Source organism: Ureibacillus thermosphaericus, from assembly GCF_012396605.1.
Classification (GTDB): domain Bacteria; phylum Bacillota; class Bacilli; order Bacillales_A; family Planococcaceae; genus Ureibacillus; species Ureibacillus thermosphaericus.
Genome location: NZ_JAAXPW010000002.1, coordinates 14,712 through 29,683, shown reverse-complemented (window position 1 = coordinate 29,683; position 14,972 = coordinate 14,712). Strand labels below are relative to the sequence as shown.

The 14,972-nt window shown below is 37.2% G+C and carries 11 protein-coding genes and 1 CRISPR repeat array; of the genes, 10 read left to right on the top strand and 1 reads right to left on the bottom strand.

Annotated features, from left to right (window positions below; all coding sequences use genetic code 11):
- The first annotated feature begins 634 nt into the window (after positions 1-634).
- The 9 genes from HF990_RS01440 to HF990_RS01400 all read left to right on the top strand — a co-directional run bounded on the left by HF990_RS01440 (position 635) and on the right by HF990_RS01400 (position 9,975).
- A complete protein-coding gene (locus HF990_RS01440) occupies positions 635-1,177 on the top strand; it encodes a sigma-70 family RNA polymerase sigma factor (RefSeq protein ID WP_016837334.1) in 543 nt (180 codons plus the stop codon).
- The gene (locus HF990_RS01435) at positions 1,161-2,213 is read left to right on the top strand and encodes a DUF4179 domain-containing protein (protein ID WP_168411808.1); all 1,053 of its coding nucleotides are present in this window, start codon (positions 1,161-1,163) and stop codon (positions 2,211-2,213) included. The genes HF990_RS01440 and HF990_RS01435 overlap by 17 nt, the downstream gene beginning before the upstream one ends.
- 316 nt (positions 2,214-2,529) lie before the next feature.
- Entirely contained in the window at positions 2,530-2,787 is a 258-nt protein-coding gene (locus HF990_RS01430) for a helix-turn-helix domain-containing protein (RefSeq protein WP_168411806.1), read from the top strand.
- A 75-nt stretch (positions 2,788-2,862) separates the two neighbouring features.
- Entirely contained in the window at positions 2,863-4,233 is a 1,371-nt protein-coding gene (locus HF990_RS01425; RefSeq protein ID WP_168411805.1) for an RsmF rRNA methyltransferase first C-terminal domain-containing protein, read from the top strand.
- Positions 4,234-4,466: 233 nt separating this feature from the next.
- The gene (cas9, locus tag HF990_RS01420; RefSeq protein WP_168411803.1) at positions 4,467-7,661 is read left to right on the top strand and encodes a type II CRISPR RNA-guided endonuclease Cas9; all 3,195 of its coding nucleotides are present in this window, start codon (positions 4,467-4,469) and stop codon (positions 7,659-7,661) included.
- 174 nt (positions 7,662-7,835) lie between these two features.
- Positions 7,836-8,150: a CRISPR-associated endonuclease Cas1 gene (locus HF990_RS01415; protein ID WP_168411802.1), complete on the top strand. Its 315-nt coding sequence runs from the start codon at positions 7,836-7,838 to the stop codon at positions 8,148-8,150.
- Positions 8,116-8,706, top strand: a complete 591-nt coding sequence (gene cas1 / locus HF990_RS01410; RefSeq protein ID WP_168411801.1) for a type II CRISPR-associated endonuclease Cas1 — start codon at positions 8,116-8,118, stop codon at positions 8,704-8,706. Before HF990_RS01415 ends, cas1 begins: the two co-directional genes overlap by 35 nt.
- Positions 8,663-9,019: a CRISPR-associated endonuclease Cas2 gene (gene cas2 / locus HF990_RS01405; protein WP_322788743.1), complete on the top strand. Its 357-nt coding sequence runs from the start codon at positions 8,663-8,665 to the stop codon at positions 9,017-9,019. The genes cas1 and cas2 overlap by 44 nt, the downstream gene beginning before the upstream one ends.
- Positions 9,016-9,975, top strand: a complete 960-nt coding sequence (locus HF990_RS01400) for a hypothetical protein (RefSeq protein ID WP_168411800.1) — start codon at positions 9,016-9,018, stop codon at positions 9,973-9,975. Before cas2 ends, HF990_RS01400 begins: the two co-directional genes overlap by 4 nt.
- 36 nt (positions 9,976-10,011) lie before the next feature.
- A CRISPR array of direct repeats spans positions 10,012-12,426; the repeat unit is 36 nt; unit sequence GTTTCGGTACTCTCCAGTTTTTCGGTATAGTTGAAT.
- A 55-nt stretch (positions 12,427-12,481) separates the two neighbouring features.
- Here HF990_RS01400 and HF990_RS15330 read toward each other — a convergent pair.
- Entirely contained in the window at positions 12,482-13,480 is a 999-nt protein-coding gene (locus tag HF990_RS15330; protein ID WP_409373606.1) for a coiled-coil domain-containing protein, read from the bottom strand.
- Between the two features lie 112 nt (positions 13,481-13,592).
- On the opposite strand from HF990_RS15330, the gene HF990_RS01395 reads away from it, so the two are divergent.
- Positions 13,593-14,891: a Y-family DNA polymerase gene (locus HF990_RS01395; RefSeq protein WP_168411799.1), complete on the top strand. Its 1,299-nt coding sequence runs from the start codon at positions 13,593-13,595 to the stop codon at positions 14,889-14,891.
- Positions 14,892-14,972 lie beyond the last annotated feature (81 nt).

Below are 14,972 nucleotides of genomic sequence, written 5' to 3'. Positions count from 1 at the left end.
AAACAAAACAAAGTCCTTTCTGCCAAAGGTGGTACAGAGTAAATGAAGCAGATAGATGGAAGGAAAGATTACATTCTTACCCGGGGAGGTCTGGCGGATATGTGAAGTACGCTTCATAACCTACTTAGTGATAAGTAGCTGAACCGTCAGAAGTCAGCAGAGGTCATAGTATTAGTTGGTTTAGAACTACTAAGAAGGACCGAACAATTAAGAGAGAATAGCCCTTGGCATTCAGTGAGTCATGATGAACACAGAAAACGTAGTACCTGACTTGAGGAAGGAAGCGGTGAATCCCGTGGGAGACCTCTTGGAGGGTGGAGTGACCACTGGCATAAAGAGAACAGCTATTCACGGAAGTTATAAAGACTTGCGTCAATCATCTTAATTGAACCGCCGTATACGGAACCGTACGTACGGTGGTGTGAGAGGACGGGAGTTAATCGCTCCCTCCTACTCGATTTGGTTATCGAATCTTGAGTGGACGTAATTTTTTCGAATGGCGATGATTTTTCAGGAGTTGGCAATTATTAGATCTCTGAAATAGGGACTTTTTAACTGTTGATAAAAAACTTTAATCCTTTGAAACTTTTCCATTATCCCTGAAGCTCTAATTAATGAAAGGAGGATGAAGAGAGTGAAACATGATATCGAACTAGTAGAAAAAGCAATCAAAGGAGATGCGACAGCCTTTGAACAATTGCTAATTAAGGAAGAACAAATGCTTTATTACAAAGCGCTTTCCTATGTAGGAAGGAAAGAAGACGTACTGGACGTCATACAAGAAACAGCTTGCAAAGCATTTCTCGCGATTAAAGATTTGCGAAATCCCGAATATTTCTCAACATGGCTCTTTAGAATTCTCATTCGTGAATGCTACCAATTATTAAAGAAACGCGATCGAATGATTCCGTACGATGAAATGGAACTATTAAGGAAAATGGAACACAAACAGGAGCTGCCATCTGATTCTTTACATTTAGGCGAAGCATTATCAAAATTAAATGAATCGTATCAAACTTCGATTATTTTATTTTACTATCACGACCTGTCCATTCGGGATATTGCCGAAGTGATGGGAAAACCGGTTGGAACAATCAAAACCTATTTGCGAAGAGCAAAAAAACATTTAAAAAATGAATTAGAAAGGAGTTATAAGTTCAATGAAAGAACAATATGATCGTTTCGAAGTGTTTCCGCAAGACGAAGTTCGATTGGCGATTCGAACTGGAATTGCTCAAGCACAAGAGCAAATAGATGGAAAGGTGAAAACTCCTTTATATAAAAGAAAAATAACTTATCTTTTAAGCAGTGTCGCTGCAGCATTTGGATTATTCATTTCAGCTCAATATTCTCCTGCGATTGCAACGAGTTTATCGAAAATACCGTTAATTGGTTCTGTTTTTGGTGATTCCGACTTTATTGGTTTACAACATGCCTACCAAGAAGGGTTAATCGACGAAATTGGCGAAACACAAACGGTTAATGGAATATCCGTTACTTTAAATGAAGTTCTGTATGATCAGAGCAATATTACAATCGGCCTCATTATTGAGTCTGAAAGGGAATTAGGTGAACATTATTTCGGTGCTGGCATGGATATTACGATTAATGGAAAATTGCCTAAAGCAGTTACAGGTTCTTATGGAGAAGAAATAGTATCATCAACAACTCGTACAGCCATTCAAACGATCAACATTACAGAAGACATGCCTGACCAATTTGAACTGGGGCTAACGCTTCAAGGAGAAAAGGGTGAAAAATGGCATTTCTCAACACCAATCCAAAAAATAAAAGACATAAAAACAATTCCTGTTCAACATAAACAAACAGTAGATGGCATACAACTTACGGTAACAGAAGTGTCCATAAGTAAAACAGGTGTCAGTGTATCTTTTGTGAGTTCTGAAAAAGAGAGCGATTTTGATAAAACGAGAGGGCATTATATCGATTTCCGAGTAGTAGACCAAGATGGTAACAAACTGACAAACCTTTCAGGCGGAGTGACAGGGGAAAGAATGAAAGATACAATCGTGTATAAAAGTACAAAGCAATTTGATCCAATTGACTCAAATGTAACGGAATTAACCATTACCCCATTTTTAGTGATTCCATCTAGTGGTGGAGGGGTAGATGAAAACGGAAAATATATCGAAAAGGATTATAGTGCAGTAAAAGATGTTAAATTTGAATCATTTACAGTGAAAATACCTTAATAATTGAAAGGGTGTCTGAAAAGTCATTTTGAGACGCCCCCTTTGCGGCTGTCGCAAGAGCTTTCGCCGCAGATAAATTGCGGCTGTCGCAAGAGCTTTCGCCGCAGATAAATTGCGGCTGTCGCAAGAGCTTTCGCCGCAGATAAAATGCGGCGAGGAGGTGCGTTTGATGTGACCACCACAGGAGCAAAGGATTTAAAGAAAATATTACTTTAAGAATTAAGGCTGTTCAAAAAATTATCGACTTGATATGCTCCCTATTAGGTAGACAGATGAAAAAATAAAAATTCATCTGACCTAATAGGGGGCTTTCATTATGACCTTTTACAAGTATCCTAAAAAGTTCATGTTAAAACTGATTCATTTATATTTAACGGGTGTTGAAAAGTTTGCTCGTCAATATAAAATTCACCAAAGCACTTTAAAACAATGGGTTCGAAAGTATGAAGCTTTTGGTGAAGCGGTCTTTCACTCTAACCACAAATCCGTTAAAAACATGGACTGTCAATATATTTATAAAACGTGGCAATATTGTCACAATATCAGTAAACATAGCCATAAATACTGTAAATAAAAACATGTTCTCCACCCCAAAATTTAAAATGAATGATAATATATTCAATGGCACTAAACTTTTGAGGTGAACAAATTGAATCTACCACAAACCTTTAAAGACAAAATGCAAACATTATTACAAGATGAATATGATGCGTTTATTCGAAGTTACGAAGAAGAAAAAAATCAAGGCTTGCGCATTAACACACTAAAGATTTCAATAGATGAATTTTTACAAATTAACCCTTTTACGACTGAGAAAATCCCTTGGGTCAAGGAAGGATATTTTTATCCTAACAATGAACGTCCAGGAAAACACCCATACCATGAAGCGGGATTATATTATATCCAAGAACCAAGTGCGATGGCGGTAGGGGAATTGGTAGATCCCAAACCAGGGGAATACATTCTCGATTTATGTGCAGCACCGGGCGGGAAAACTACACATCTTGCATCGAAAATGAATGGAGAAGGGCTGCTTGTTTCGAACGAGATCCATCCGCAACGGGCAAAAATTTTATCGCAAAACGTCGAGCGAATGGGCATCAAAAATGCCATCGTGACCAATGAAACACCGGAACGTTTAGCAACGCGTTTCCCAAGTTTTTTTGATCGAATCTTAGTGGATGCCCCCTGTTCTGGAGAAGGAATGTTTCGAAAAGATGAAGAGGCTCGCTTGCATTGGAGTCCCGACAATGTAACTCTTTGTGCCAATAGACAAGACGATATTCTTGAGTATGCGCAAAGCATGTTAAAACCAGGTGGTCGTCTTGTGTATTCTACGTGCACCTTTTCTCCAGAAGAAAATGAAGGAACGATCAGCCGCTTTCTTGAAAAGTATCCACAGTTCGAGATTGAACAAGTGGAAGTGTATGAAGGCTTTAGCCAAGGAAGAGCGGATTGGGTGGAAAATACGGCCTCAAATATTGAACAAACGATTCGCATATGGCCTCATCTTGTGAAAGGGGAAGGGCATTATATTGCGGTGTTAAAAAAGAAGGACGGGGACGAGGCGCCTCGCATAAAGTATCCGAAACAAAAACTGGACCCGAAAATGATGAAGGCGTACCAGGATTTTGCCGGCGAAACATTAAATATCATGCCTTTTGGATATTTCCTTGCCTTCAACGACCAATTGTATGGATTGCCTGAAGAAGTACCAACATTAGAAAAATTAAAGGTGCTCCGTCCAGGATTGCATTTAGGAACGTTCAAAAAGAACCGCTTCGAGCCTTCCCATGCCCTTGCCTTGGCTTTACGAAAGGATGAAGCAAAAAGCGTATCGAATCTTTCCGCGGATTCGGATGAAATCATTTCCTATTTGAAAGGAGAAGTTTTACAAGCTAGCGGTCCAAAAGGATGGCACTTAATCACCGTTGATGGTTATTCGATTGGTTGGGGAAAACTCGCGGGGAATATGATGAAAAACCATTACCCAAAAGGACTGCGGTGGATGGGGAATTAGTTTTTATCTTACGAAAAGAGTTGGGGGAATAACGCTAAACTTTCACCGCGAATCATGAAATTCCTGTTACATGTAGCAACAAATTCAAAATTCTACATACATTAGAATTAACCTCTCGAGGCTGCTCTGGCTTTGGGAGGTGTTTTTATTTATAAAATTGTAAATTTCCTTCCAATGGATGTAAATTATAGGATAATATATAAGTATAAATAATTAGTGGAGGAAGGGAAGTTATGAGTAAAGTACTAGGTCTGGATATCGGGGTATCATCAGTTGGTTGGGGGATTATTGACACTGAAAAAATGGAGATAATTGATGCGGGTGTCAGACTATTTGAGGAAGCAACGAGAAATGCCAATGAAGAGCGACGTGGATTTCGGGGGGCAAGAAGATTAAAAAGAAGAAGAAACCATCGATTAGAGCGAGCTAAAAAATTATTTGAAGAGTTTGGTATACCGACAAATTGCATCGGCACAGGAAATCCATATGAAATTAGATGCAAAGCGTTAAAAGAAAAAGTATCGTTGGAAGAATTAGCAATTGGTCTTTATCACATTGTAAAAAGAAGGGGTACCGTACTAGATGCTCCTTTAGAAGAAGAAAAAACGGGTGGAGAATTATCAACAAAAGAACAATTAAAAAGAAATAGTAAGGAACTAGAAACAAAATATGTTTGTGAAATACAGTTTGAAAGATTGAAAAAAGGATTAGTTCGTTCCCATGAGAACCGTTTCCGCACGGAAGATTATATAAAGGAAGCAAGAGCTATTTTAAATAGACAAGCCCAATTCCATCAAGAAATCAATGATGAATTTATTGAAAAGTATATTGAGTTAGTTCAAAAAAGAAGAGCTTATTATGATGGCCCTGGATCTAAAAAATCTCCTACCATTTACGGTAGATATTTTATAAAAAATGGGAAATTCCATGAAATGTCGATGATTGAGAAAATGAGAGGGAAATGTACTTATTTCTCGGATCAACCTCGCATTGCAAAAATGTCATTTACAGCGGAATTGTATGATTTATTAAACGGTGACTTAAATAAATTGCAAGTAAATGGGGAGTATTTAACTGAGGAAGATAAAAAATATATAGTTGAAGAAATTGTTAAGAAGGGCCAGAAGGTTACAATAGATCGAATTTTAAAATATAAAGGGCTGCCAAAAGATACGGATGTAAGAGGATATAGAGTAGATTTGAAGAATGAAAAACCCATTTTCACGGAATTTAAAGGATACAAGAATATATTAAAATTAGTAAAAGAACATGATTTACCAAAAGAAATTTTAGATAACGTTGAATTACTAGATGAAATTAGTGAAATTCTCACAGCAGAAAAATCTTATGAAAGAAGAGAAAATGATTTAAAGAAAGCTTTGACAAATTTGGCTGGCTTTGATGAGGATACAAACGAAAAAATTATAGCTGCTTTGAAGGAAAATACTGATTTTAAAGGCTACCATGCGCTTTCAAAAAAGGCTATCCAATTAATTTTACCAGATTTATGGAAAACGAATAAAAACCAAATGGAACTATTTAGCGAACTAGGACTTGAAAGCAAACGATATCAAAATATATCCAATGGAAAGAAGATTAAATTTGATGATACTGCGATATTAAGTACAGTTGCAAAAAGAGCGCAACGAGAAGCAATTAAAATTGTAAATAAAGTACGAGAAGTATATGGTGAGATGGATTCGATAGTCATCGAAACAGCACGAGAAAATAACAGCGAAGAAGCGAAGAGAAAAAATGATGAAAATCAAAGAAAACAAAAGAAATTTGAAAAGAGAGTGGCTGAAATTTTAAGTGTTTCAACGTTGGAAGAATTAAATTTGAAACCTAAGCAACGTTTGGCCTTAAAATTATGGGATGCCCAAGATGGACAATGCTTATATTCTGGAGAAAGAATCAATCCTTATGATATTGTACAAGACTTTTATAAGTTTGAAATTGATCACATCATACCGATTTCTATTTCCTTTGACGATAGTCAAGAAAATAAAGTGCTCTGTTATCGCGAGGAAAACCAGGAAAAAGGGCAGCGAACGCCATTCCATTACCTTACAAGTTCTCCAAAGGCAAAAAGAACTTTCGAAGAATTCAGAGCAGATGTGATGAAACTTTATAATAGCGGAAAAATTTCTAATAAGAAGAGAGAATATTTACTAGAACAGCGGGACATAATGAATAACGAAGAACTGCAAAAACAATTTATTAATCGAAATTTAGTAGATACAAGATACGCAGTACGTAGCTTTTCCATGAATCTACGTTCATACTTTAAACATCATAACATACCAACAACAGTTTTATCGATTAGGGGGGGATTCACTAACGCAATTCGACGCCGAGCAAGAATGAATAAAGATAGAAATAGCAGTTATGCACACCACGCGATTGATGCATTAATTGTAGCAGCGATAGGGAAACTACCAGTCTTTAAATTTTTCCAAAACTTTGGTGTAAATGAAACTGGCGTATTTTATGATCGTAGGACTGGTGAGGTTCTAACTGAAAAAGAGTTCTTTAGCGAGGATATCTATAAGTTTATAAGAAGCCTCATGAATTATGAATCTAAAATCAAGTATTCTCACAAAGTTGATAGAAAAGGGAATCGTGCTATTTCTGACCAAACAATTTATAGTACAAGAAAAGTTGATGATGAGGAAATCATTGTAAGGAAATCAAAAAATATTTATACTTTGAACAAAAGTGATGCAGCAAGTTTAATAAAAAGGATTAATACAAAACCTGATACTTTCCTCATTGCAAAACATAATCCAGAATTATTTGAACTGATTTTAAAAATTATCAAAGAATATGATAAGGCGGATAATCCTTTTAAAGCGTATTATGATGAACACGGTTATATCTTAAAAGATGGAAAAGTCCCAGTAAAGTTTTTGAGATATTATGATGGAAGTGTAGGAATACATTTAGATATTTCAAATAAATATCCAGGTTCAAAAAATAAAGTTGTTTTAAAATCTATTAAAGGTGTAAGGATTGATATTTATAAAAATACAGAAGGGAAATATAAATATTTAGGTGTACCTCATCACTGGTTTAGAGATGATGGAAATAATTTGATACTGGATATGGAAAAATATAATCAAGCAAAATTATTACCATATAAAGAAATAGATGATTCATATGAATTTATTTTCAGTCTATATCGAAACGATTTATTTACTATAGAGAAAAAAGATGAAACTTTGGAATATATTTTTATCGGTGATAATAACCCTCGTAATAACGTAATAGAAGTGGATTATGTTCATAAAAAACGTAATTCGAAAGAGGAAAGGGTAAGATTCTCAGTAGGTAAAACAATTAGTAGAATTACGAAATTTAACGTAGATGTGCTTGGTAATCGTTACAAAGTTGAAAAAGAAGAATTTAGAAGTACTTTACAAAAATGAGCTTTGATGTTATAGTATAGTTACGATAAATATTTATCGTAACTATACCGAAAAACTGGGAGAACCTACCGAAACAAGGGTTTATCCCGAACTCAGAGCCTTCATTTTTGAAGGCTCTTTTATTTTACAATTTACTGTTAAAAATTTCGATTTTTGTAAGAAGGAGGAAAATTTTTGAGCTGGCGAATTGTCTATATTTCAGAAGCCGAAGAGATGAGGTTATATTTAGACAATTTGAAAGTAATAAAAGACGATCAAGAAATTTTAATACCACTTTCTGATATTCACTCAATTGTAGTAGATAATCAACATACGACTGTGACTGGTAGATTAATAAATAAATTATCGGAATACCATATTTTATTAATTTTTTGTGATGAAACCCATAACCCAAATATGTTTTGTCTTGGTTTATACAGTCACTATAGAATCTATGGAATGCTATACAAACAATATGTGGAAAAAAATCGTACAAATAAAAATTTATAATCAAACATCGATTTTAAAGCTTTTAAAGAAAAACCCGGAAGTTATTCAACGAATGATTCAATTTGCAAATTCTGTGGAGCCTGGGGATGCAACTAATAGAGAAGGAATAGCAGCATCATTGTATTTTAAAGAATTGTTAGGAGATTCATTTAGAAGAGAAAGAGGAGCTGTCGATGCATTTAATTCAGCATTAAATTATGGTTACATTGTATTGCGCTCTTGTGTTGCCAGGGCAGTAACTGCTCATGGATTACACCCAGCGTTAGGAATTGGTCACCGCAATCAATACAATGCATTCAATTTGGTAGATGATTGTATGGAAGTATTCAGGCCGGTTATCGATTTATGGGTAGTATTAAGTGTAAAAGAAGAGGATTACTTAACTAGAGAAATGAAGCAACAGCTTATTGCACGACTAAGCGCAAAAATAAACATTGGGGGTCAAAAACAAACAGTATTAAATGCAATCGATCTGTTTATTCAATCGTTTATAAAAGCGATGAATAACAGAGATGTCGATTTATTACAATATCCTGCTGATGGGATCGCCATATAACTTTATGAGATTGCTTTTGTTTTTTGATCTCCCAATGAATACAAAAGCTGAAAGGAGAATTTACTCAAAATTCAGAAAAACGCTAATTTCAGACGGATTTATTATGTTGCAATTTTCAGTGTATGTAAAAATTTTTCCAAATCGTGATTCCTTAATGCAATATACAGAACGGTTAAAAAGAAATTTGCCTTCAAAAGGTTCCATTCGAATTATGGCTGTAACGGAAAAACAATATGGAAATATGCAGGTCCTAGTTGGAGGGAAAAGTTTACAAGAATCAACCATAAGTAATGAATCGATGGTGATTTTATGAGGTTATGGCAAATTGATACGTGGGATAATTGTGTAACGTTGGATATGGGGCCTATCACAATTATGAAAGGATCTCATAAAACATGGTTTAAAATTGCTCGTGAAATCAACGACTTTTTTACTAACCGAGTTTCTGAAGTGAAGATTTATGAAGATGGAGAATTAATAAACAAAAAAGATTGGGAATGTTTAATGATACCATTTAATGAATCGTTGCAGTTAGATAAGGTAAATACGAAATCCCCGCTACAAATAATTCATGAAAAGATTGTTGAATTTCTAGCTGCAACTCCTCAATACGAATCTATATTAGAAGAATGGGAAGTATTTAAAGAGGAAGAGGAAATAATAAATAGAACAATATTGGAAAAGTTTGGTTTACAGTTTAGATTAAAGGAGTTTGATGAATCGAATTTAAAGGATTTCTTCATTTTATCAAGTTATAAAGGCATACTAACTCCTATTGATTCCAAACTTCTTACTTTAAAGTTACTATTAGAAAAGGAAATTACAAAGCGACTTCTAATTATTATTGAGCTACCTGAATTGTATGCGGATGAACAAGAAATTGAGGAATTATTATTGATACTAAAACAATTAATGAATAGAGGTTGTTATGCGATTATCATCACAACTCTTGATGATGTGGAAGGAAGAAGCAATTTTATTTTAAAAGGTCAAGTGATTAATGAAGCAAGGGTGGAAATGCTAAGATCAAAAGTATTTAATACTATTCCTATTCCAATCGAAAATGAGGATTTTTTGAAAACGAAAGAGTTATTGTTAAGTTCTGTGGATAAGGTGGGCATAAAGGGGGAGTTTTTATTAGATTTGAATAATATCCACAGAACACACATTGTAGTACTGTATGTAATTTTAAAATTATTGGAGATTGAATGGGATGTTGATTTCACTAAGTTTCCGCCTAATCTTAAAAAATTTTTTGCAGAGTACTGAACGTTTTTTTTATGCTTCTGCTATAATAAAATTGAGGTTTCGGTACTCTCCAGTTTTTCGGTATAGTTGAATAGATAGAAACAAAAGGCAATGTTACGATTGGTTTCGGTACTCTCCAGTTTTTCGGTATAGTTGAATAACATATAAAAATGCCTTCTAAAAATAACAGTTTCGGTACTCTCCAGTTTTTCGGTATAGTTGAATACAACTCTTGCATATATAACTATCGCTATAGTTTCGGTACTCTCCAGTTTTTCGGTATAGTTGAATGATGATATTCGTACCGTTCGGGTGTATCAGGTTTCGGTACTCTCCAGTTTTTCGGTATAGTTGAATAAAATTGGGGCAAATACAACCTTGTTAAAGGTTTCGGTACTCTCCAGTTTTTCGGTATAGTTGAATAAATTATGATGTTGATAATTCTATAATTGAGTTTCGGTACTCTCCAGTTTTTCGGTATAATTGAATGAAAGCCTAAAAAATCCACTCCATTGCGGAGTTTCGGTACTCTCCAGTTTTTCGGTATAGTTGAATATCATTAAGAGTAGGTAGTAGGTGATGTCTGTTTCGGTACTCTCCAGTTTTTCGGTATAGTTGAATTTTGACAGCACATTCAACACAAGGGTCTCAGTTTCGGTACTCTCCAGTTTTTCGGTATAGTTGAATTAACTTGCGGCAATGATTTAGATGAAGGTTGTTTCGGTACTCTCCAGTTTTTCGGTATAGTTGAATCAACTATGATTACAACCACGAAAGCAACGCAGTTTCGGTACTCTCCAGTTTTTCGGTATAGTTGAATTTTATGCAGGAGATATTGTGCGGGGAAAATGTTTCGGTACTCTCCAGTTTTTCGGTATAGTTGAATCATTTTGATGAAAAATTCACAAAAGGCGTAGTTTCGGTACTCTCCAGTTTTTCGGTATAGTTGAATGATCTAGTTTCAAATATGACGATTCACCTTGTTTCGGTACTCTCCAGTTTTTCGGTATAGTTGAATGATTTATCAGAATAAAAAACACTCACTTCGGTTTCGGTACTCTCCAGTTTTTCGGTATAGTTGAATTGACGCAAGTTAATAATCATTTTAAAGACGGTTTCGGTACTCTCCAGTTTTTCGGTATAGTTGAATACCTATCGTAAATGCGATGGAGTCGGATGGGTTTCGGTACTCTCCAGTTTTTCGGTATAGTTGAATAATAGAACGACTATCAGAACGGCGATTTAAGTTTCGGTACTCTCCAGTTTTTCGGTATAGTTGAATAATTCATTCGCTATGGAAATCATAGAACTTGTTTCGGTACTCTCCAGTTTTTCGGTATAGTTGAATTGTGTTTTATTGCAATATAGGGAAATGATAGGTTTCGGTACTCTCCAGTTTTTCGGTATAGTTGAATGACATGCGCTATAAGCACCAAAAACCAGTTGTTTCGGTACTCTCCAGTTTTTCGGTATAGTTGAATCCACCATTCTGTCTACATTTGCGATAATGAGTTTCGGTACTCTCCAGTTTTTCGGTATAGTTGAATTTTACGATTTTCTCTACCGCTTGGTACTTGGTTTCGGTACTCTCCAGTTTTTCGGTATAGTTGAATTGGCAAAGCCCACAATACAAATACATGTATGTTTCGGTACTCTCCAGTTTTTCGGTATAGTTGAATAATCTATGTAGGAGCGCATTATGCTATATATGTTTCGGTACTCTCCAGTTTTTCGGTATAGTTGAATATCGCGCATATATTTCAGCTGATTTATATAGTTTCGGTACTCTCCAGTTTTTCGGTATAGTTGAATAAGCTGCATTATTCGGTGTCGACTCACCATGTTTCGGTACTCTCCAGTTTTTCGGTATAGTTGAATGAATGAAGACGTAGCAAGGCTTCAAACGACGTTTCGGTACTCTCCAGTTTTTCGGTATAGTTGAATATGTATCGCAACATTCAATTTTTAATCGAAGTTTCGGTACTCTCCAGTTTTTCGGTATAGTTGAATCATGCTGAAGATATTAAACTAGCATTGTCGGTTTCGGTACTCTCCAGTTTTTCGGTATAGTTGAATACATTTGCTAGCTTTTTTTAAGATGTCGGTGTTTCGGTACTCTCCAGTTTTTCGGTATAGTTGAATAGGCTTAGCCGATATTGGAGCGAGGTACGAGTTTCGGTACTCTCCAGTTTTTCGGTATAGTTGAATTCGAACTCCGACTGCCACTTTAAACAAAAGGTTTCGGTACTCTCCAGTTTTTCGGTATAGTTGAATTTTGCCGCCTCTTGATCTAACAGAAGTCATGTTTCGGTACTCTCCAGTTTTTCGGTATAGTTGAATACGGAAGGTCAATGGGTGAATGGGAAATGGGTTTCGGTACTCTCCAGTTTTTCGGTATAGTTGAATCCAAGCCAGAATTCTAAAAGGAGAAGGTATGTTTCGGTACTCTCCAGTTTTTCGGTATAGTTGAATATTGCTTCCAAAACAAAAGAAGGTACAACCGTTTCGGTACTCTTCAGTCATGATTTCACTTAGTATGATTGTCTGCCTTTAGGAATAGGGTGTCCTCTTGTTCAGATAGCGTGGCAACTTGTGCGAATAGGGTGTCCGCTTGTTCAGATAGCGCGGCAACTTGTTCGGATAACACGTCCACTTGTTCAGATAGCGTGGCAACTTGTGCGAATAGGGTGTCCGCTTGTTCAGATAGCGTGGCAACTTGTGCGAATAGGGTGTCCGCTTGTTCGAATAGCGCGGCAACTTGTTCGGATAACACGTCCGCTTGTTCAGATAGCGTGGCAACTTGTGCGAATAGGGTGTCCGCTTGTTCGAATAGCGCGGCAACTTGTTCGGATAACACGTCCGCTTGTTCAGATAGCGCGGCAACTTGTTCGGATAACACGTCCGCTTGTTCAGATAGCGTGTCAACTTGTGCGAATAGGGTGTCCGCTTGTTCAGATAGCGCGGCAACTTGTTCGGATAACACGTCCGCTTGTTCGGATAGCGCGGCAACTTGTTCGGATAACACGTCCGCTTGTTCAGATAGCGTGGCAACTTGTTCGGATAACACCTCCTCTTGTTCAGATAGCGCGTCAACTTGTGCGAATAGGGTGTCCGCTTGTTCGAATAGCGTGGCAACTTGTTCGGATAACACGTCCGCTTGTTCGGATAGCGCGGCAACTTGTTCGGATAACACGTCCGCTTGTTCAGATAGCGTGGCAACTTGTGCGAATAGGGTGTCCTCTTGTTCAGATAGCGTGGCAACTTGTGCGAATAGGGTGTCCGCTTGTTCAGATAGCGTGGCAACTTGTGCGAATAGGGTGTCCTCTTGTTCAGATAGCGTGGCAACTTGTGCGAATAGGGTGTCCGCTTGTTCGGATATCGCGGCAACTTGTTCGGATAACACGTCCTCTTGTTCAGATAGCGCGGCAACTTGTTCAGATAAAATGTTCCCTTGTGCAGATAACCCCTCAACTTGTCTAAATAGCATGTCCGCTTGTGAAGGTAACATCCTCAATCCAATCCCCAACCTTATCCTCCTATTTCCATATAATCTCACTTGCCGTCTCAATGGTCTCGTTTTAAAATGAGTTATAGAACAAATGTTCCCTTTGTATAATAAAATAGGGAGGTGGTTAAGTATGCGCATAAATACATTCAACTACACGAACTTTAGCCCAGAAGAATTATATCAACATCTCCCAAACCGTTCGATCATTTGCATTGATATGCGTTGCTTTTATGCTAGCTGCATGGCGATGCTTCACAATTTAAATCCAATGGAAGTGCCGATAGCGGTGGTGGGCAATTTTGAGCAAAAGGGCAGTATCGTGCTTGCTGCATCACCACCGATGAAGAAACGATTTGGCATCAAAACAGGCTCCAGGCTTTATGAAATACCCAAACATCCAGACATTAAATTGTTCGAACCGAAAATGGAATTTTTCGTGCAAATGTCGATGGAGATTACGAATTTAATCAATCAATTCGTACCGAAAGAAGCGATTCATGTATATAGCATTGATGAAAGTTTTGTTGATTTAACAGGCACGGAAAAACTTTGGGGGCCGCCTGAAAAAACTGCCAAATACATTCAAGAAAGAATATATAGCCAGTTCCAAATTCCGAGTGCGGTAGGGATGGGGCCGAATATGCTCATGGCAAAACTAGCTCTTGATTTAGAGGCGAAGAAAACAGAATTTGCTCAATGGACGTATGAAGATGTTCCGAAAAAATTATGGCCTGTGGCGCCCCTTTCTGAAATGTGGGGAATTGGTCGCCGTACGGAACGCACGTTAAATAATATGGGCATTTTCAAAGTAGGAGATTTAGCGCAAACCGATTTACAACTGCTGGAAAAGCGCTTCGGTATTTTAGGAAATCAATTGTACTATCACGCTTGGGGAATTGACTTATCCCCTCTTGGTGCGCCACTTGCAGAAGGGCAAATTAGCTTCGGCAAAGGGCAAGTGCTTATGCGGGATTATCGCACACGCAGCGAAATTCTTACCGTCATTTTAGAAATGTGTGAAGATGTGGCGCGGCGAGCAAGGGAAGCGTATCAAGTAGGAAGAACGGTTTCTCTTGGTGTGAATTACAGCAAAGATGCCTTTGGAGGAGGATTTTATCGCTCCCGAACAATCGATGAACCGACGAATGATACGATGAAAATTTATGAAGTATGCAAAGAATTGCTTGATGAGTTTTATGCCGAACGCCCTGTAAGACAACTTGCTATCAGTCTCTCTAAACTCGAAACGGAACGCTCCATGCAATTAAGTTTTTTTGACCAGCAAAAATGGAAAAGGCGAAAACTTGGCGCGGTAATGGATGCTTTGCGCTCTAAAATAGGGTCGACTGCTGTGCTTCGTGCGGTTTCTTATACAGAAGCAGGAACGGCCCTTGAGAGAGCCCAACTTCTTGGCGGACATAAGAAATAGAGGAGGACACGGCTTGTTGTGTGTATGTCTGAGAAGACGGCGCATTAACTCCTCGGCGAATATAAGAAATAGTAGAGGTAT